General features: G+C 37.0%; 14 protein-coding genes. 3 read left to right on the forward strand and 11 right to left on the reverse strand.

The genetic code is table 11. The features are described 5' to 3' along the window. Positions 1-510: 510 nt before the first annotated feature. Together FRZ67_RS07525 and FRZ67_RS07530 are read right to left on the reverse strand one after the other, a co-directional pair. Positions 511-3,300 (reverse strand): PKD domain-containing protein, encoded by a 2,790-nt coding sequence (locus FRZ67_RS07525; protein ID WP_225975587.1) that lies wholly within the window; start codon positions 3,298-3,300, stop codon positions 511-513. A 237-nt stretch (positions 3,301-3,537) separates the two neighbouring features. Continuing rightward, positions 3,538-4,194, reverse strand: coding sequence for a 3-oxoacid CoA-transferase subunit B (locus FRZ67_RS07530; RefSeq protein WP_147188957.1), 657 nt, complete (start codon positions 4,192-4,194; stop codon positions 3,538-3,540). 379 nt (positions 4,195-4,573) lie between these two features. On the opposite strand from FRZ67_RS07530, the gene FRZ67_RS07535 reads away from it, so the two are divergent. After that, complete coding sequence (locus tag FRZ67_RS07535; RefSeq protein WP_147188958.1) at positions 4,574-5,074, forward strand: cupin domain-containing protein; 501 nt, start codon at positions 4,574-4,576, stop codon at positions 5,072-5,074. Here FRZ67_RS07535 and FRZ67_RS07540 read toward each other — a convergent pair. The 3 genes from FRZ67_RS07540 to glgP all read right to left on the reverse strand — a co-directional run bounded on the left by FRZ67_RS07540 (position 5,064) and on the right by glgP (position 7,961). Next, positions 5,064-5,492 carry a hypothetical protein gene (locus FRZ67_RS07540; protein ID WP_147188959.1) on the reverse strand — a complete coding sequence of 143 codons (429 nt, stop codon included), beginning with the start codon at positions 5,490-5,492 and terminating at the stop codon, positions 5,064-5,066. The genes FRZ67_RS07535 and FRZ67_RS07540 overlap by 11 nt on opposite strands. Further along, complete coding sequence (locus FRZ67_RS07545) at positions 5,493-6,059, reverse strand: RNA polymerase sigma factor (RefSeq protein WP_147188960.1); 567 nt, start codon at positions 6,057-6,059, stop codon at positions 5,493-5,495. Positions 6,060-6,305: 246 nt separating this feature from the next. After that, the gene (gene glgP / locus FRZ67_RS07550) at positions 6,306-7,961 is read right to left on the reverse strand and encodes an alpha-glucan family phosphorylase (protein ID WP_147188961.1); all 1,656 of its coding nucleotides are present in this window, start codon (positions 7,959-7,961) and stop codon (positions 6,306-6,308) included. Between the two features lie 678 nt (positions 7,962-8,639). Between glgP and FRZ67_RS07555 the strand changes: the two genes are divergently transcribed. Next, the gene (locus FRZ67_RS07555; protein ID WP_158638327.1) at positions 8,640-10,559 is read left to right on the forward strand and encodes a T9SS type B sorting domain-containing protein; all 1,920 of its coding nucleotides are present in this window, start codon (positions 8,640-8,642) and stop codon (positions 10,557-10,559) included. Positions 10,560-10,776: 217 nt separating this feature from the next. Next, positions 10,777-12,402 carry an ABC-F family ATP-binding cassette domain-containing protein gene (locus tag FRZ67_RS07560; protein ID WP_147188963.1) on the forward strand — a complete coding sequence of 542 codons (1,626 nt, stop codon included), beginning with the start codon at positions 10,777-10,779 and terminating at the stop codon, positions 12,400-12,402. Between the two features lie 306 nt (positions 12,403-12,708). Here FRZ67_RS07560 and FRZ67_RS07565 read toward each other — a convergent pair whose 3' ends face one another. The 6 genes from FRZ67_RS07565 to FRZ67_RS07590 form a co-directional block, all read right to left on the reverse strand. Then, a complete protein-coding gene (locus tag FRZ67_RS07565; RefSeq protein WP_147188964.1) occupies positions 12,709-13,551 on the reverse strand; it encodes an SDR family oxidoreductase in 843 nt (280 codons plus the stop codon). Positions 13,552-13,562: 11 nt separating this feature from the next. Beyond that, positions 13,563-15,992 carry a DNA ligase D gene (gene ligD, locus FRZ67_RS07570; protein ID WP_147188965.1) on the reverse strand — a complete coding sequence of 810 codons (2,430 nt, stop codon included), beginning with the start codon at positions 15,990-15,992 and terminating at the stop codon, positions 13,563-13,565. Then, the gene (gene ku, locus FRZ67_RS07575) at positions 15,989-16,771 is read right to left on the reverse strand and encodes a non-homologous end joining protein Ku (protein ID WP_147188966.1); all 783 of its coding nucleotides are present in this window, start codon (positions 16,769-16,771) and stop codon (positions 15,989-15,991) included. The genes ligD and ku overlap by 4 nt, the downstream gene beginning before the upstream one ends. 273 nt (positions 16,772-17,044) lie before the next feature. Further along, positions 17,045-18,130, reverse strand: a complete 1,086-nt coding sequence (locus FRZ67_RS07580; RefSeq protein ID WP_147188967.1) for a DNA topoisomerase IB — start codon at positions 18,128-18,130, stop codon at positions 17,045-17,047. A 102-nt stretch (positions 18,131-18,232) separates the two neighbouring features. Continuing rightward, the gene (locus FRZ67_RS07585; RefSeq protein WP_147188968.1) at positions 18,233-20,542 is read right to left on the reverse strand and encodes an FdhF/YdeP family oxidoreductase; all 2,310 of its coding nucleotides are present in this window, start codon (positions 20,540-20,542) and stop codon (positions 18,233-18,235) included. Positions 20,543-20,718: 176 nt separating this feature from the next. Continuing rightward, positions 20,719-21,177 carry a hypothetical protein gene (locus tag FRZ67_RS07590; protein ID WP_147188969.1) on the reverse strand — a complete coding sequence of 153 codons (459 nt, stop codon included), beginning with the start codon at positions 21,175-21,177 and terminating at the stop codon, positions 20,719-20,721. Between the last annotated feature and the right edge of the window lie 18 nt (positions 21,178-21,195).

Genomic DNA, 21,195 nt, shown 5'->3' on the forward strand with positions numbered 1-21,195 from the left:
TAACTGATCTTCAAACATTAAAACATTCATTTACTTATCACTGGCAATTGTTACAAACAAAATTTAAAGCGATTTTTTATTGCCCGGCTTTTTTGGCCTTATGGCGTCTTCGTTGCGTCGCACTCTTGTACATTTGTCCTATATGAAGCAGGATTTTCAGAGGGGTTTTGGGATCAATTAAAATAACTGTCTTTAAACAGTTAGCCTGCTGTTGAAAATATACTATTCGATTTGATTAATTCATAAATCTGCTTTTAGCTTCTTATGCCGTCAATAAAACAGCTAAAAAGAAAGTTAATAATCTAACGAGCAGAATGTATAAAATATTTCATGACCAAAAGCTTTTTGTGTCCGGTTCAGACATTTTTGATGCCTCATATTCTACGGTACAAGAGTGCGACGCAACAAAGACAGGTAGTGCTTTTTAAAGCCGGGTTTCCAAAAAAAGTATTACTCATAAAAGACAAAATTTGTCCGGTTTTTGGATTGATACTAATTTATTGAAGTAATCTATAAAAGCAAAGTAATATCTCCCCTCAGTGTTATAGTTGCTCCATTATTACACATTACTTCAATATAATAAATATAAACGTCTGACGGAAGTTTCTTACCATAATTTGTACCATCCCATCCTTCGCTTTCTACATCAGCAGCAAAGTTCAACTTCTGAAAAACAGCCTGCCCCCACCTGCTGAAAATCCGCATAGATTTTACGATGTATAAGCCCTTGCCACGAAGATAGAAATGATCATTTACCCCATCTCCGTTTGGGGAGAATGTGTTGGGAACGAATATTACCTGATTGTTACAAAGTCCTGTAACTTTTATTTTATCAGTAACGGCGCAACCAAAGGCGTTATAAGCAGTGCCTGTATATTCTACTATTCTATTTCCTTTTGCCTGAGGTTGCGGACAATTGGTGCAAGTAAGGTCAGTTGGCGGTGCCCATTGCCATTTTACAACATCAGGCGAATTGGTTGTTTTAATAGTGTAAAAACTTCCTGCTGCTATAACAATGTTTGTATCAATAATATTAAACTGCGGGTTTGGAATAACCACTACAGTTACATATCCTGTATCTCTGAAACAATTTTTACTGTCGGTTCCGATTATAGTGTAGCTGGTAGTTAAAGACGGAGAGGCAATTGGGTTTGGAATATTTGCACTGCTTAAACCTGAAGCCGGAAACCAGTTATAAAGTTCTGATCCTGTAGCTATCAATTGTGTAAATTGACCATAACAAATACTATCGAGTGTTTTTTGAAAAGAAAGATTAATCATTGGTTTAACTTCAACGATAACAGAATCCAATGCAGTACAGCCTTCCTTATTCGTGCCCGTAACAAAATAATGCGTTGAGGAAAAGGGTTGAACAAACGGGTTTGTGCATGCAGTACAACTTAATGAAGGATCCGCATACCAATTGTAGCTATCAGCGCCCGTTGGTTTGAGAGATAAGCCTTTGCCATAACATAAAAAAGTGTCTACACCAGCATCAACAGTTGGCAAGGCTACTATCCTTACGATTCCTCTTGCCGTATCGGAGCAGCCTTGTTGCGAGCCTACAATAAGCATTGCATTATAAAGCCCTGGTTGGCTATATATATGCTGCTCATAGCTTTGGGACGATGTATCGCCATCGCCAAAAAACCAATGCCTGCCTAATTGCTGGCCCTGCGACTGATCAAAAAAAGAAACAGATGATAGGAAACAAGAAACAGTATCAATAATATTAATAGCAGCAACAGGTTTTGGGATTGCCGTTAACCCGTTTAGCTTTACAAGTGTATCACTGCAGCCAATCGCATCTTTTACTTTTAATTTTATTGTATAGATTCCGGTAACTGCATAATTATGTTTAAAAGGTGCTGACTGAAGCGAATCAAATTTACCATCACCATATTGCCATATCCATGTTGTAATGGGGTTATAGCCGTCATTAGTTGATAAATCTCTGAAATCTACATTGAAATTGGTGCATACAAAAGTATCAACAGCAAAAGACGCTAAGGGCCCATATACCTGGATGCCTGTATTATTTTTTATGGTATCAAAACACCCCAAAATGTTTCGCACTATTAATGAAGGATAAAAAATACCTGATCTTTTATAGGCATAGTTGCTTACCGGTAACTTGCTAAATGAAGCTATCGTCCCATCACCATAGTCCCATGCAAACCCATCAACAAAAGCAGGATTGTAATTGTCTGCTTTAAATCTTATGGTATCATATTTACAGGCATTTGGTTTGGAAATAAAAGAGTAAGTGGGGTGTTCATCAACAACACTGACCATAGCAGTATCTGTGTAATCACACGTATCTGCAATGGCATATAAACTTACAATATAAGTTCCTGGATTTTGATAGGTATGTGAAGGTTGCTTACTCGTGCTGCTGGTAGTTCCGTCTCCAAAATCCCAAACATAGCTTTTGGCGCCAAGAAATCTTGCCTGGAAATTTCTTGTATAAGGAGAATCACAATTAAAGGTGTAACGGATTCTGACAATAGGCGGCTTTATAAAAACATATTTTTTCTTTTCTATCGAATCAACACATCCATTGTTATAAGCTTTAAGTTTTACATTCATAAAACCAGTATCATCAAAATAATGTAATGGACCCGTTTTGGTACTGGTATCGCCATCTCCAAACTCCCAATAAAAGGAAGTGTAACTACCTTTCGTTTTATTATTAAAATTGATAGGTACAGAAGCACATACATTAAAAAGATTGGCAACAAAATCCGGTGTAGGTTTAGCCCCTACACTTACTGTATCAACTAATACCAAAGAATCAATGCAGCCTTTTGAATTTTGCACGGTTAGTTTCACACTAAAGATGCCATCCTTGTTGTAAGTATAAGTAGGGTTCTGCAAGTTAGAAACTGAACTATCTCCAAAATCCCACCACCAGTTTGTTATGGTTCCAGACACAGGATTTGAATAGTCTGTAAAGGATAAAGGAAAAGGCAGACAACCTTTTCCAGCAGACAAATCAAATTGTGCGATTGGCTTGGCATCTACAACTATATAATTTGTTTTTGTATTGTTGTCATTACCTGCATTATTTGTAACAGTTAGCGTTACTGTATAAGAGCCGGGAGCACTATAAACAATAGAAGGGTTTTGAATAATTGAAGTTTGCCCATTACCAAAATCCCAGAACCAGGTAGTAGGATTGCCGGAAGACTTATCTGAAAAAAAAGTCACTAACGATCCACATCCATGCGTTGCATTTACAGTGAAATCGGCTTTGGGTTGGGCGAATGTTCTTATGCTGGAACAAAAGAAAAAAAACACCCATAACAAGACATTATGGTTTATCGCTTTTTGCAATAGCTTATTTAATATACAGCTTAGTTAAAAAACCTATCATATACGTTTTCGAATAATTTTAATGAATTCATACTGCAAAGCGACTTCATTACATTCACTCTTTTATGTGGCACCTATTTAAACGGCTTGCAATAAATTCAATAAAATAATTCTTTAAGTATTGAATACCTATCGTATTACTTATGCAGGATAATAAAAAAATTACAACTGCATTTCCGGTACAACTACAGGCACTTTCAATCTGCCTTTTGTTTTTGCAACAATCTCTTCAACAGAAACACCCGGCGCTCTTTCTATAAGAATGAAACCATCTTCTCTTATATCCAACACTGCAAGTTCCGTAACAATTTTCTTCACACATTTTATACCTGTAAGCGGAAGTGTACATTCAGCAAGCAGTTTACTTTCTCCTTTAGGATTAGTATGCTGCATTGCTACTATAATATTTTTTGCACTTGCTACAAGATCCATAGCACCTCCCATACCTTTTACCATCTTCCCTGGAATTTTCCAGTTGGCAATATCTCCTCTATCACTTACTTCCATGGCACCTAAAACAGTCAGATCAATTTTACCTGCACGTATCATTCCAAAACTCTCTGCACTGTCAAAAAAAACGCCTCCGGGAATAACCGTCACTGTTTCTTTTCCTGCATTTATAAGATCTGCGTCAACTTCTTCTTCTGAGGGATATGGGCCCATACCTAAAATACCATTCTCGCTTTGCAATATTACCGTCATGCCTTCAGGAATAAAATTAGCCACCAGTGTAGGAATACCTATACCAAGATTTACATACATGCCATCTTTAAGTTCCTGTGCAATGCGTTTTGCAATACCATATTTATCGAGCGCCATTAAACAAACATTTATATCGTTAGAAACTGAGTAACGTTAAGTTACAATTAGGTTGATTCAAATGTAAATGTATGCTGGTAAACAATACTGTTTAATAAGATGTACGATTTTTTTCCAAATGGGTTCAAAACGATTTTAAAAAAGAGTTATTAACCTATGAACAGGATTAATTACAAACCATCAAATTTTCTTTACTTTAGATTGCATTAAAAAAGTTGCACGCAATTCCATAAAAAATATATTTGATAATTAAATTTTATGAACCTGGCATAGGTACATATAGCATCTTCGTTGCGTCGCATTACGTTCATCAGAAGTGCTGCTATTAAGCTTTTCTCAAAGCGAAAGGTTTGATTTATTTATATATAACACATACCTTATGTATAGAGCAATCGATCTTATTAATTATTACAAATTAATTCCTCATCCGGAAGGTGGCTATTATAAAGAAACTTACCGGGCTGTGGAAAGTATTGCACATAATGCTTTACCCGGAAGATTTAAAGGAGTAAGAAATTTCTCAACAGCAATTTATTTTCTGCTGCAGGAAAATAATTTTTCTTCGTTCCATCGCATACAAAGTGACGAATGCTGGCATTTTTATGCAGGTGGCCGTATGCTTATCCACTTAATTGATGCACATGGAAATCTTGAAACAATTAAACTTGGCCCTGATATTTTGAGTGGAGAAAGGCTCCAATTCGTTGTACCGGCAGGGTGCTGGTTTGCGTCTGAAACGATGCCGGCAACTTCATTCAGCCTTGTTGGCTGTACTGTAGCGCCTGGATTTGACTTTGCAGATTTTGAACTGGCAAATGCAGATGAGTTAAGCAACCAATATCCACAGCACGAAGTATTGATAAGAAGGCTTACAAGATAAAATTATCATCGCTATTATCCTGCTTATTAAAAAACTCGACTTTTAGTTGATTGTTTTCATTTTGTCTTTCGCGTTCAATTCTTATTACCCATACCGCTACAATACATAAAAGTAAAATAATAATAACGGCAATTATCACCCATGAAAGATCTTTTATTCTTCTCTTCTCTTTTCGTTTTTTAGGCAGCTCTAACTGCTGATGCAGTTTTTTATTAAGCTGTTCAACATAATCATTTAGCTTAGCTTCTGATGAAAAGTTTTGTAGCCCTTCCACTGCATCATTTGTAAAAGGATCATCTGCCATATTTTTTTCAACGGCATGCAACTCTTCAGCACTCGCTTCACCTGAAAGATATTTCTTCAGTTGCTCTTCATTCAAGTCATCATTACTTTGTAATATATTGCTCAGATCTGCCATCTATGCTTTCATCTTTTTTTCTACAAGAATTTTTAAATTGCGTTTACCGTTTTGTATGTAGCTCTTTACCTGCATTAATGTAAAGCCCGTAATTGCAGCAATCTCTGTATAGCTTTTCTTTTCGAGGTAAAATAAAGTTACGCATGTTTTCTGCTCAGCAGTAAGTTCATTCAGTGAAAGCCCTACATAAGTAAGCAGCTTATCTTTTTCTATCTGCAATGCAGGCTCCGGAATGTCTGCAGCCAATGGCATATTATCATTTATTTCTCTTACTGCTCTTCCATTCTTATCCCGCAGTTTCATCAGGCAATGATTCCGTGCCACCATGTACAACCAGCTTTTAAAATAATCAACCTTATAACGCTGCAGTTCAGTTATCGCCTTTAAAAATATTTGTTGTACTGCATCTTTTGATTCTTCTTCATTCTTTAAATACTTCATGCACACACCCAGCAACAACATGGTATAGCGTTGTAACAATATACCCAACCACTGACTATCATGGCCCGCATAATAATTGTCAAGCAATTGTTGGTCGGTGATATTTGCGTAAACGTCTTTCTTCACGCTGTTAAAATAATTATTTTATACTACCAGATGCAGTTATTTGTATTTTCCATAACACTAATCTTTGAAACACGAATTTTATTGCACGAATTACAAGAATTCATTTTGTTTCAATTGCTGAATAATGAACAGAAAGTACAAGAGTGCGACGCAACAAAAGCATCATTCATATTCTTCAGTTCAGTTCATAAAAAATCCCGCTAATTATTTAACGGGATTCATTATTACTTTATTTACGTTGTTATTTTATTTATACATTAATTCATAATACTCATGTGCCATACGATTGCTGTCAAACTGGAAACGCACATCACGCATACCATTTTTCATGATCTGTCTCCATGTATCGTAGTTGTCATAGTATAAAGGCAATACCTGGTTTTCAAGAATGTCGTACATTTTATTAAGATCATACTCATCCTGCTCATGTACGGTCATATTTTCGTAATCTGCTTTCGGTACTACAAAACCATTGTGACCATGATTAATAAACTCCGGTATCCATCCATCATCTGTGGAGAAATTCACTGCGCCATTCATGGCTGCCGTCATACCACTGGTTCCTGATGCTTCGCGTGGCACACGTGGATTGTTTAACCAGATATCTGCAGACTGTTTCAAACGTTTGCTTAACCATAATTCATAGCCAATAAGCACTGCCATATTCTTATAGTTCTTGCTTAAATGTACAAGACTGTTGAATTGCGTGATAGCCGGATAATCAAGCGGGTAAGGCTTTCCGGCCCAGATGATCTGGATAGGATATTTTTTATTATGCATCAGCGCCTCAAATCTTTCCTTATCCTGTGTTATCATGTCTGCACGTTTATAACCTGCAAACCTGCGTGCCCAAACGATGGTAAGAATATTGGGGTCAAACAGTTTCCCTGTCTGGTCTGCGATAACATTATTGAATGCTCTTTTCTTCAAATATTTTTTTCGGTCATCAAATGCCCAGTCATTGCCTTCTTCCATTGCACGGTAAGATTGTTTATCTGCCCAATAGCGCCAGTTCTGTGCATTGGTTATAGAAATGATCGGGCAAATGCCTTCATACTTGCCCCACATTTCACGGGATACGTGCCCGTGCAACTGTGAAACACCATTGGATATTTTTGCAAAACGCAATGCAACCAATGAATGGTTGAACTGGTCATCTTTTAAACCTGTAAGTTTTCGTACTTCATCAATACTTAAACCACAGAAATAACTCATTTTATGGCAGAGATAAATATCATGTTTTTCATTGCCTGCTTCTTCAGGTGTGTGTGTGGTAAATACTAAATGTTTACGCACCATTTCCACGCTCTTGAATTTATTAAGCAAATAAAATGCAGATGAAATACCATGTGCTTCATTCAAATGATAGAAGTCAGGAGCAAAACCCAATTCATCTACAAGCTTTGCACCACCAACACCAAGCAAAATAAATTGTGCAACTTTTGTTGCAACATTCGCATCGTATAAACGGTGTGTAATAGTTTGAGATACATAATCATTTTCCGGAAGATCTGTACTCAGCAAAAACATGGGTGCTGTATTAAATGTTTCCGGGTTTAAATAATATGCTTTAACCCACACAGGATGTTCATGAATTAGTATCTGAAACTTGATGCCGGGATCTTCAAGAAATGAATAAATTTTTTCCATCCACGTAACCTGCAAAGTCTGATCCTGGTTGCGTGCCTGGTCGTAATAACCATATTTCCATAATATACCTATGCCAATTAAATTCTGTTTTAATTCATACGCACTGCGCATGTGAGAGCCCGCTAAAAAACCAAGTCCGCCACTGTAAATTTTTAATGCATTATGTACTGCAAACTCCATGGAGAAGTAAGCCGTTCTTGTTGAATACTGCTCGTCAACCTGATAAGGAACCTGGAAACTTCTAAAATTCATGTCAATCGTTTTGGTGAAAAATGCCGCCGCAATTTAGGTTTTATTATTTAAACCGTATTTGTTACACATTAAAATAGGATAAGTGATAAAATATTAAAGGGCAATGTGCATTTTATGTTTAAAAAAATCCTACAAATAATAATCTCAAACGTTTGCAGTTGATAAATTATTTTTTGGTGACGGGCATAAGAATATGCATGATGCTTTGGTTGCGTCGCGCTCTTGTGCTATATATCTTTATTCAATATTTATTTTTTTAAATTAACAATTCAGTTTATAACTAGTTCATGAGTAATCTTCAAAACGATTTCTTAACACGTTCACCTGATTTTATAGCCCACAACCAGCAATGCCACTTATCCAAAGCTTATAATATACGTTTTTAATAATTTATCTTACAGGTTGATTATATTTTCTAAAAAGAACCTGGTGCTCTTAAATATTCGATAAACTTTATTATCAATATAATTTTACCTTTATCCATTACCCTTTATGCATACAAAAATGCAGGAGTTTAAAAAGACATTGGCATTTATTATATTATGGATGATGGTATTTATAATGCCTCTTCAGCTGCAAGCCCAATCGTGTGCAGACGAATATTTTGATATTCACTTTAACACATTAACTGTTCAAGAACCCAGAAGCAGCATATACACTTCCGAAAATGAAATATTGATGGCAGGAAATGTACATCGTTATAACTCTTTGTTACAAGATGGGTGGCTTACAAAATTTTCATCAAATGGAACTGTTCAATGGAGCAGGCATTATAAAACGAATGTTTACAATTATGTTGTTTTAAATACTGTTATAGCAGTAGAAGACGAAAATTTTATTCTTGCTGGAAATGTGGGAAATGTAGATACAAGCTTTCCCATAACGCATCTTTCTCAATATGCATTTTTAATAAAAGTGAATAAATATGGCAACCCAATATGGTCTAAAATACTTGGAAAAATAAATGTTACTTCACTTACTGAACCGTTTTCCGATGTGAGCGGTATTGAAATAACTAAAGAAGGAGATTATATTTTAGCTGTTAATTATTTAGCTAATAAAGACTATAATGTTATTGTAAGAACAGATAAAAATGGAAATACAAAATGGGCCACAATAATCCAGTCAACTATTCAGCATGCAACGTTGGGTGCTCCAAAAATAAAACAGCTAAAAAATGGCGCAATTGTATCTGCAAATTTTATTGGATTCGCTGATGATGCGCACCCTTACCAGCAACAGGGATATTATTTTACTTCCTTAAACAGCGAAACAGGAGCGCTTAACTGGGAAAGATTTTTACTTGATACGGATACGCTCTCCTTTACCCAGAAAGTGTTTGGCGAAATAACAGGATTTACTGAATTGCCTGGCGGTAAACTTAGATTTATTAGTTCTTATGCTGATACAAAATACTTTTATGGAAGAGAAACAAAAAAATTGTTCAATTATATAACAGACAGCCTTGGTTTTCTTTCAAAGGTAATAAGCTATACAAATGATAGCCCGCCTTTATATGCCTCATCAGGTACTAATATAGCAAATACCGGAAACAGGGTGATACTAATGGATAATGCAGATACCGCTTTTCTTATGGAAGTAGAGCCTGAGGGAAATATAAAATGGCAAAAATCTTACCCCGGACTTGGACGAAGCCAGGAAACAAATGCATTATTTAGTACAGAATTTGGTCATTACTTTTTTTCATTTACTCAGAATGGGGGAAGCAAATTTTTACAGCTTATTAAAACTGATCCCTTTGGCAATGGAGGATGTATCGGAGCTCCTAAAAATATAAAAGCAAATGATGCCACTACAGCATTTATTAACCGGCCCATTCATTTAGTATATCAACAGCCTTCTGTGCAATGGAACGATTTTTCTTTATTATCATCAGCTGACTATTTTATTAAAGGGGAATATGGCTGTAAGCAACTTTGCTGCACTGATGTAACTGATACTGCATCTAAGATAAATTTATGTAATATTTCATCTTATATTTTACCTAATAACGATACCATTAAAAACTCCGGCACTTATACTATTAAGTTCAAAACAATTAAAGGTTGTGACAGTCTGGTATACTACAATGTAGATTTCGCTTTCACTCCACAATTAAGCCTGGGAGCAGACAGGTGCCTGGGACAGAAAGATACCATTATTTTAAAAACACAGGAGGGTTATACCAATTATGTGTGGGATGGACTCAATACGACTGAAAATACTTTTTCTGTTCATGAGCCCGGAGTTTATAAAGTTAATGTTACAAACCGCTGTGGGTTTAAAGAAGATACCATTAACGTATTTAAACAATGCGAATTTGAAATACATATGCCAAATGCATTTACACCAAATGGTGACAATGTGAATGACATTTTTCGTGTACCACCACAGGTGAATAACCTCCTTGTAAGCTTTACGGTTTTCAACCGTTGGGGGCAGATAGTTTTTAGAACTTCTAATATTTCTGAAGGCTGGAATGGAATGCTTAAAAATTATCCTGCACCTTCCGGCACTTATGTCTATTATGTAGTTATGAAATCAATCGATGGTAGAAAAAACATAAGTAAAAGCGGTTATTTAACATTAGTTAGATAAATATATGGATAAGATTTTTTGCATTTAGGTAATGCCGGTTTACAAAGTTTGGCTTATCATTTTATTTAAGTAAAATAATCTGTGCACAATAGCCCCAACCGCACAAGTGAGTGACACAACCGGCGATGCCACAGGCACTTCGGCCCGTAACACAATCTTCTTCTCATATTTCCGCACTATGCCTTACTTTTGCGCCTTCTTAAAAGAGCAGCAATAAATGATAAGTGTAAAAAATGTAACGCTGGCTTATGGCAAGCGTGTTTTGTTTGATGAGGTTAACCTGAATTTTATAAAGGGTAACTGTTATGGTGTTATTGGTGCAAATGGCGCCGGTAAAAGTACTTTTCTAAAAATCCTGAGCGGTGAAATTGAGCCAAATAAAGGTACGGTAGAAATTACCCCTGGTGAGCGTATGGCCGTACTAAAGCAGAACCAGTTTGAGTTTGACGAATGCACCGTATTGAATACCGTGATGATGGGCCACAAACATTTGTGGAATGTAATGCATGAACGTGAAGCAATTTACGCAAAAGCAGATTTTACAGAAGAAGATGGTATGCGTGCCGGTGAACTGGAAGGCGAATTTGGCGAAATGGGCGGCTACGAAGCGGAAAGCAATGCAGGCAGCCTCTTGAGCGATCTTGGTGTAAAAGATATTTATCATCAGACTTTGATGAAAGATATTCCGGGTACGTTGAAAGTGCGTGTGTTATTGGCACAGGCAATCTTTGGCAATCCTGATATTTTATTATTGGATGAACCGACCAACGGTCTTGATATAGAAACCATCGGCTGGCTCGAAAACTTTTTGGCAGATTACGAAAACATTGTGTTGGTGGTAAGCCATGACCGTCACTTTTTAGATACCATTTGTACGCATGTTGCCGACGTTGATAAAAGAAAAATTAAGATATATACGGGTAACTATACTTTCTGGTATGAGAGTTCGCAGTTGATCGCAAGACAGTTGACTGACAAGAACAAGAAAATGGAAGAGAAACGCCAGGCATTGCTTGACTTCATTGCGCGTTTCTCTGCAAATGCTTCCAAGAGTAAACAGGCTACTTCAAGAAAGAAAGCATTAGAAAAACTGAACATCGAAGAGATAGAACCATCCAACAGAAAATATCCCGGCATCATTTTTCAGCCATTGCGTGAAGTCGGCAACCAGATTTTGAATGTTGAAAATCTCAGCAAAAGTGTTGATGGCAGAAAGTTGTTTGATAAACTTTCTTTCAGTATTCACAAAGGTGAGAAGATCGCAATGTTGAGTAAAGATCCATTGGCTGTTACCGCTTTCTTCGAAATCATTAATGGCAACGCAACTGCGGATAGCGGAAAATTTGAATGGGGCACTACTATTACAAAAGCATATTTGCCTTTAGAGAACCAGGAATTCTTTACAGAAGGTTTAACGCTGTTAGATTGGTTGCGCCAATTTGTTCCTGCGCATGTTACAGATGCTGATGAGCCTTTCCTGCGTGGTTTTTTGGGTAAGATGTTGTTTAGCGGTGATGACATTATGAAGAAAACCAATGTGCTGAGTGGTGGTGAAAAAGTGCGTTGCATGATCAGCCGGATGATGTTGCAAAACCCAAATCTTATTGTGCTCGACCAGCCAACCAATCACCTGGATCTTGAAAGCATTCAAAGTTTCAACGATGGTTGTCAAACTTTCCCCGGCATTGTGTTGCTCACATCTCATGACCACACGTTCATGCAAACTGTTGCCAATCGTGTTATTGAAATAACGCCTAAAGGAACCATCGACAGGTTAATGACATTTGATGAATATATTGAAGATACAAGAGTACATGCATTAAGAGAAGAGATGTATGCGTAATATGCGGATGAGTGGACAAGCATATATGCGGATGAAATAAAATATTCGATAATTATAAGAAAGCTCACAATTTATGTGGGCTTTTTTTATGAGCCTGGCTTAAGAATGGGAATGATGCTTTTGTTGCGTCGCACACTTGTACTTATCCAATTCAACGCAGCAAAGACCCGCTTTATTAAAACATTTTGATTAACTGATCCTTCCCCGGGCAATAATATCAATCTCAAAGATCATACATGTAGAAACGCACAAGTGAGTGACACAACAAAGATGCCACGAAGAACAAATGCCTGCAACAAACAAATACTAACCATTAATGATCTCGCCACCATTCGGATGCAGGAATTGTCCGGAGATATAACTGCTGTCATCGCATGCAAGAAACAAATAAGACGGCGCTACTTCAACAGGCTCTCCTGGCCTTTGCATGGGAGCTTTCTTCCCGTGTTCTTTAATACGTTTCTTATCAAAACTCGAAACGATCAATGGCGTCCATATCGGGCCGGGTGCAACACCGTTTACACGTATGCCTTTCTGCACAAGGTTTTCTGACAAGCTACGCGTAAAAGAAACGATAGCGCCTTTGGTTGCCGAATAATCGATCAAAGCTTTACTACCGCGGTATGCCGTAACGGATGAAGTATTAATAATACTGCTTCCTTTTCGCATATGCAGCAATGCATACTTTGTTATGAAGAACATGGAGTAAATATTTACTTCAAACGTGTGCTTCAGGTGCTTTGTAGTAATATCTTCAAGGCTCTTTGCTTCATAATGAATGGCGGCATTATTTACGAGCACATTAATTTTTTTAAATGTCTTAATCGTTTCTTTAATCACCTGTTTGCAATGTTGCTCATTGCTTATATCTCCGGGTATCAATATGCATTTTCTACCATACTGTTCTTCGATGGTTGTTTTAGTATCTTTTGCATCCTTATGTTCTTTCCAATAAGATATCGCTATATCTGCGCCTTCTTTTGCAAAGAGAATAGCTACAGCTTTTCCGATGCCGCTATCTCCGCCTGTTATCAATGCAACTTTATTTTTAAGCTTTGGTGTCGCAGCAACTTTCAGGTCATTACTCACGGGATCAGGGTGCATGGCACTTTCACTGCCAGGTCTTTGTTGAGGTGTAGCTTTTTTCATAGTAATATTATTTAGACATTCAACAATTTCAAAGCTTTCTGTATGTTATTTGAAGTAGTAAGTACTTTACTAAAAAGATCATGTTTCTTTTCCAATCTTTCAGGCATGTTTTGTATGTTGAACTGGGATGGATGCAGTTTATGATTTACTTCTTTCCACTCCAATGCGGCAGATGCATTTGCTCCTTCAACAGGCCTGAGGCTGTACACAGATGCCAGCGTTTGCCCGCTCCTGTTTTGCAAGTAATCTATATAAATATGTGGTCCACGTTTACTTAATGAACGCTCTATAGAAGTTGTATCCGGTAACTGTTCATGAACCAATGATGCAATGATGTGCGCAAAATCTTTTACCGTATTATAATCATATTTATTTTTCATTGGCGCATAAACATGCAACCCGGAGGCGCCGGATGTTTTACAAAAACTTATTATACCTGCCTGGTCTAAAATTTCTTTTGTAACAAGCGCAACATCTACAACCTGCGTAAAATCATTTTTATCGGAAGGATCAATATCAATTACCATCCAGGTTGGATGATCAGGTTTTTGAACAGTGCTGTTCCATGGATTGATCTCAATACAACCAAGATTGGCGAGATACAATAATGTTGCTTTATTGTTGCACACAATATAATCAACTGTCTTGTTGCTGCTCTCACTGTGCACAGGAAATACAGAAGCATATTTTGGTGCATGTTCACCTGCATCTTTATGAAAAAACCCTGCATCTCTGATACCGTTTGGATTTCGCTTCAGCGATAATGGTCTGTTCTTTAAATGCGGCAGTATATATTTTGAAATACTGTCATAATAATTTACCAGATCGCCTTTCGTATAACCTTCATCGGGCCAGAAAATCTTATGTTGATTGGTGATGACAATAACATCTTTCCCAATAGTTACTTTTCTTTCTTTGGCAACAGGTTCTATTGCATTTTCACTTTCATCGTTCACAGCACTTATATTTTTTTCGTCACGTAATCTTAAAAATACGGGATGGCGAAAGCTGCCATCTCTTGTTATTTCTGTATATGCAATATCGGCAACCAGTTTCGGCTTGAGCCATGTTGTCTCACCATTAACCGGCACTTCCTCTTTAAATGGTGAAGCATCTGTTTCCAAAGGCTTCATTAATTTTTTTAGGGATGCAAGCAGATCATTGTTAAAACCTGTGCCTACATGACCGCGATATTGCCAGCCTTTTCCTTTTTTATTTGCAAGTATCAAAGATCCGAAATGATGCCTCCCTCCTTTTGGTTCTGTATAACCAACAATAACAGATTCGGTGCTTTGCACATTTTTTATCTTAAGCCATTCTTTACTGCGTGCGCCTTTTGCATAAGTGCTGTCTTTCTTTTTTGCAATAATTCCCTCGAGTCCTTGTTCTTTTGCAGTTGCAAAAAATGAAATGCCTTTTTCATCAACGTCATCGCAGTAACGGATAACACCATTCTTCTTCAACATTTTTTTCACCAGTTCTTTCCTGTCTGTCAATGGAAGCTCTGTTGTTGATTTTCCATCCAACATCAGCATATCGAAAACATAATACATCAAAGGATAATTCAAATGATTTTCGTAATGCTGCAGCTTTTGAAAATCGGGAAGATTTTTATCGTTCAGCAAAACGATCTCACCATCGAGTATTACATCATGTTTTATCTTTTGCAGTTCTTTTACTATAGCTGGAAAACGTTCTGAAAAATCTATACCATTACGTGAATAAAATTTCACTTCACCTTTTTTTATTTCAGCTATAGCACGATACCCATCCCATTTTATTTCAAACAACCAGTCTTTATCATCAAATGCATTCTTAGCAATTGATGCAAGCATTGGCTTTATGTAAGTCGCTATTTTTTTTGCTTTTCCATGTCTTATTGACGCTACCGTTTTCTTTGCTATTACGCCATTCTTTTCATCTTCAGCATCGTACAACTTATTTACAGAATAGTCATCCTTGTGTTTTATCATTAACCAGTTCTTCTCATCTTTCTTCAGGCGTACCAAAACAAACTCACCTTTTAATTTTTTTCCTTTCAGCGAAAATTTTATTTCACCCTTTTTTATGTTTGCCAATGCTTTTGCTTCTGTTATTGGTTCGTGCTTTTCATCAACAGGGATAAACGTTCCATTATCCCAAATCTGCACTGTACCCGCTCCATAATTGCCTTTCGGAATGGTTCCTTTGAAAGTAATATAATCAACCGGGTGATCTTCGACCATTACCGCCAATCTTTTCTCAGAAGGATTCAATGAAGGGCCTTTTGGCACAGCCCAACTTTTCAACACACCTCCCAACTCCAGGCGAAAATCATAATGAAGATGAGAGGCATCATGCCTTTGAACAACAAAACGAGAACCTTTTTTCCTTGCTGCACTTCCTTTTGGTTCTCGTGTTTGTTTAAAGTCTCTTTTTTTATGATAAGTGCTTAAACTCATGATGCTTTTCTTTTAGTTGATCCGGATCCTGATAAGCTTGCCTTTAGTTGTTCCATCAGGTCTTTTGTATTGCTATGTACAACTTTCATAGGCTTATATGCAACTTGTTTACCTTTTGCTTTTGCGCGAATTACTTTCAATAGTTTGTCAGAATAATCATCTTTAAATTTTGATGGATCAAATGGTTTTGTCAACTGATTAATTAGAGATGTTGCCATCTTTACTTCTGCAGGTTTGCTTTTTGCTGTTGGAATTTTTAAATCTGCCGTCTTTCTTATTTCTTCTGCAAAACGAATCCTGTTAAGCACCAATACATCATCAATTGTTTTAATGATACAAACATGTTCTCTGTTGCGCATTACAAAAGTGCCCACACCTGCCTTTGCAGTTTTTTTTAACGCATCCCGCAGTAAAACATAGGCACGGCCTCCGGTTTTCTGTGGCTCCAGGTAATAGGGCGCTTCAAAGTAGGTACTATCAATTTCTTTTTCATCAACGAATTGAATGATCTCTATATGATCTGTCTTTTCAGGACTTGCTTTTGCAAAATCTTTATCGTCAAGTATTACATACTTATCATTCAACATGTATGCTCTCACTATGTTTTCCCATGGCACTTCTTTGCCAGTATGTTCATTTACACGTTTAAATTTTATATTGGCGTGCCCATTCTTGTCGAGCATATCAAGATCGAGTGTACTTTCTTCAACGGCGCTGTACATTTTTATGGGAATATTTACAAGCCCAAAACCAATTGAACCGGTCCAGATCGCTTTCATATAAATACATTTAAAGATTAACTACAAAAACATATCCAGATTAATTTACGACAATTATTTTTATGAGCCGGGCTGCAATGCAGGTGGCATCTACTCTTGCGTCGCACTCTTGTACAGCACTACACATTTCAGCAAGTGAAAAAGCAATTGTGACATGTGAAATAGAGTTTTGCCTTTTTACCTTTCATTTTTCACCCGTTCATAAATGTTCCGAACGCACAAGTGAGTGACACAACAGGCGATACCACGAAGAACCACTGCCGGTTAAAAAATTTAATTCTCCAAAATCTTCATCACAATTTTTTCTTCCGGAGTAAGGTCAGCTTTATTATCATTTACTTCCATCTTTTCAAGTTCGTTCAAATATTTTTCAAGCGTTTTATCTTCATACATACTTATGATGATTGGGTGCACATAATATTTTTTACACACTGTTCTTGTATTGCCAAGACTTTTTGCAACATTATCCAACGCCTCAACAACCTTCTTTTTTGACTCAGCTTCCGTTTCAAAAAAACCAAGCTCTTTAAATGCAAGAAAAGCGTTGACTGTTCCCGCCCACGTTCTGAAATCCTTTGCTGTAAAGTCTTCGCCACTGATCTCTTTGATATAATTATTTACCATGCCCGAATCAATGCTCCTACGTTCTTTGTTCACATCAAAATACTGAAAGAGTTCTTTCCCTGGAATATCGCGGCATTGTTTTACAATCCTTGCTAAACGCTTACTTGTAATATTCACATCATGCTCCACACCTTTCTTTCCTTTAAACATGAATTGCAACTTACTACCTTCTATGGCCACATGTTTGTCTTTCAACGTTGTTAAACCAAATGAACCATACAATTTTTCATACGTACTATTACCAACACGAATATTTGTTCTTTGCATAAGACTGACCACCGCAGCCAATACTTTTCTTTGTGAAAGTTCCGGTAAAGCCAGGTCTTTTTCTAACTGCAATCTTATTGCAGGTAATGCTTTTGCAAAAGCTATCATTTTATAAAACTTGGTATGGTTGCGCAGATGATTCCATGCCGGATGATAACGATATTGTTTACGCTTCAATGCATCTTTTCCTGTAACCTGCAGGTGCCCGTTTGCCAAAGCACAGATCCACACATCTTCCCACGCGGGTGGTATTACAAGGCTTTTAATGCGATCAAGCTCTTTTTTAATTTTTATTTTCCTGTTATTAAAAACATAATCAAAGTTCTTCTCATTGCGAACACGCAGAATGCCCGGCTGGCTGTCTGAAACATAAATGAGATCAACAGCTTTAGCAGCTTTCACAGGATCTTTACCAATTCGTTTGATCTTTTGTTTGTTAAGAGCAGGAACAATTTCTATGGCTTCCATGTTTGATGTTTATCAACAGGTTACATAGAAATTTCTATGCCTTATATTTTTTAACAGGTGGGTGACTATTATTTGTATTCTCTGAGGAATTAATTCTACAAACTAGTCAACACGCTTTCTTATTTTCACCACAACAGATTTTGAAGCAGGTGTATTGCTTGTGTGAGCTACTTCATTTACAGAAACCAACACGTTTGCTTCCGGGAAATATGTGGCAATGCATTTTTTTGCAATCGGCATGGGAACTACAATGAATTTTTCAGCAACTCTTTCTTTGCTGTCATAATAACTTACAAGATCAACAACTTCATGCTTTACCAATGATGCCACTTTCATGTCCTCTTCATGCATCATCACGACTCTGCGCTCGTTATGTATTCCGCGGTAACGATCATGCATGCCGTAAATAGTAGTATTGAACTGATCATGACTTCTTATCGTCATCATAATATACTCATCATTATTTAGTTCAATTTTATTTAATGGCAATACGGTAAAGTTTGCTTTACCTGTTTTTGTTTTGAAGTTTCTTTCCCTGACCGCATTGGGTAAATAAAAGCCACCGGGGTTTCTTACACGCTGATTATAGTTTTCAAAACCTGGAATTATTTTTTCAATAAGGTCTCTTATAGCATCATAATTATTTTGCAGTTCATCCCAATCAATATTGAATTTATTTCCCAAAACCTTTTTTGCTAATTGACAAATAATCGCAACTTCACTTAACAGATCTTTTGATGGTGGCTGCAAAACGCCTCTACTCATTTGCACAACACCCATTGAATTTTCACAACTTACAAATTGTGCATTATCACTTTGCAGATCAATATCCGTTCTGCCAAGACAAGGTAATATCAACGCTTGTTTTCCATGCACTAAATGACTTCTGTTGAGTTTTGTAGAAACATGCACTGTAAGATTTGTTTTGCGTAGTGCTCCTGCAGTAAATGCTGTATCAGGTGTTGCAGACAAAAAATTACCTCCCATTGCAAAGAACAATCTCACTTTCCCATCATGCATTGCTTTGATGGATTGCACCACATCATAACCATGTTTCGCAGGTGGTTCAAATTGAAAAACATCTTTCAGTTTTTGCATAAATGCCTCGGGCATTTTTTCCCAAATGCCCATTGTTCTGTCGCCCTGTACATTGCTGTGCCCACGTACCGGGCAAACACCTGCTGCAGGTTTTCCAATACTTCCACGCAGTAATAGAAGATTTACGATCTCTTTTATATTGTCAACTGCATTCTTGTGCTGCGTTAAACCCATTGCCCACGTTACAATGATCTTTTTGTGCTGTTGAATTAACGTTACTGCTTCACGAATAAAATTTTCTTCGACCCCACTTTCTTCAATGCATTCTTTTAATGATTGCGTTTTTAATGAAGCAATAAATTCATCATATCCTGAAGTATGTTCTCCAATAAATTTTTTGTCGAAAACTGTTCCAGGATTTTTTTCTTCTTCATTCAACAACACCAACATGATTGCTTTTAATAAGGCAACATCACCATTAATGCGAACCTGCAAAAAAAGATCAGCTAACTGTGTTCCACCCGTTGCAATTTTCAATGGATTTTGCGGATTGATAAAATTCATTAAACCCGGCTCTGGCAAAGGATTTACGGCAATGATTTTTCCGCCATGCTTCTTACATTTTTCCAATGCAGACAACATACGTGGGTGATTGGTGCCAGGGTTTTGTCCCATTATAATTAACAACTCTGCGTTATGAATATCTTCTAATGAAACCGTTCCTTTTCCTACGCCAATTGTTTCTGATAAACCTGCACCACTGCTTTCATGACACATATTTGAACAATCGGGTAAATTATTCGTACCACTCATCCTTACAAATAACTGGTATAAAAATGCCGCTTCATTGCTTGTTCTGCCAGATGTGTAAAACACAGCTTCATCAGGCGATTGCATTGACTGAATTTCATTTGCAATAATCGTAAATGCTTCGTCCCATGTTACAGGCGTATAATTCGTTGCACCTTCTTTCAATAACATCGGCTCCGTTAACCTCCCTTGTTTGCCTATTTCAAAATCTGTCCATGAACCAATTGCTGAGACACTATGTTTTGCAAAAAAATCCGCAGTTATTTTTTTCTTCTGTGCTTCATCTGCAATTGCCTTTATGCCATTCTCGCAATATTCTCCCAGCGATGAACGCTCATCATCAGGATCGGGCCAGGCGCAACCCGGGCAATCAAAACCTCCTTTCTGATTTAATGCAAACGCGGCTTTCCACGCATCTTTCACATGCATGTATTGCAGCATTTGTTTGAGCGAAGAAACAATCGCAGGCACACCAACAGCTTTATGCTGCATAGGCGTTTGATACAGGTGTGAAAATTTTACAGGTGTAAGCGAAATATCTATCTGATCATTTTCTACAGGCATGGCACTAAGTTACTTATTAGAATTGTGTCAAAATAATAGTGAAGGGTTTTTATGTACCAAACGAAAGTTTTTCATGGCACCGGTTGTTGCGTCGCACACTTGTACTCGTGGAACAATGATGAACTTTATGAAAGAAGAGAATGTGTAGAGTATAACACCCACTACAGCGAAGATGCCTATTTTTTAAAGATATATTTATAAAATTTGCTTATTGGCTTTCCTGCAAAAGCAATGATTGTGCTTATTACAAATGGAAAAAAAGTTATAGTGGCAAAGTGAACCCCAGGAGATTCTTCTATGTTGTAAACGAAATAAAATATACTTACCCAAAATAAAACAAACCCCAGAATTTGAAGAGTCATCTTAATTTTATAATTCTTCAATAGAATCGAAATTATAAAAGCACATTGTCCTAGCAATGTCAATAATCCTGCTACAGGCAAATGATTTTCGAAAGATGCATTTAAATCAAAACTGAAATGTTCTTTATTAAAATAAGGAAACCATAATATTTCGATTATCAGAAAGAACAAAATTCCATGCCCAAAGCCGACAAGAATAAATGCTTGAGTAATGATTGTCCATATTTTTAGTTTCTTACTTGTATTCATTTTACTCCAGAGAATATGTCGCATAAAGAACAATTCGCACAA

It is taken from the genome of Panacibacter ginsenosidivorans (assembly GCF_007971225.1).
In the GTDB taxonomy this organism is placed as follows: Bacteria; Bacteroidota; Bacteroidia; order Chitinophagales; family Chitinophagaceae; genus Panacibacter; species Panacibacter ginsenosidivorans.